This window comes from Serratia sp. MMO-28 (assembly GCF_037199905.1).
GTDB lineage: Bacteria > Pseudomonadota > Gammaproteobacteria > Enterobacterales > Enterobacteriaceae > Chania > Chania oryzae.
Map to the genome: position 1 here is coordinate 1 of NZ_JBBCVB010000139.1, position 223 is coordinate 223.

The window sequence follows — 223 nt, forward strand, 5'->3', positions numbered from 1 at the left end:
TGATCCCGACGAGGCAAGAAAATTGTTGCAGACTGTCCATCAGGCGGTCAACGGCATTTTGGCGGAGGGAGAGAAGAAAATCGCCACAGACCTTGAGGCTGCGCTGACCCGACTGGAAGAGGGGCTAAACATCACGGTCAAGACCTGTCTGCACACCATAGAAGAAAAAACGCAAGGCGCTCTGGATGAGGCCGGTTTCAGCGTGAAGATCGCCTTCCCTGTG

General features: G+C 54.7%; 1 protein-coding gene. It reads left to right on the forward strand.

Annotated elements, in window-relative coordinates:
* Positions 1–22: 22 nt before the first annotated feature.
* On the forward strand, positions 23–223 hold a 201-nt coding region (locus WG891_RS26900; protein WP_337274596.1), incomplete at its 3' end, for a hypothetical protein.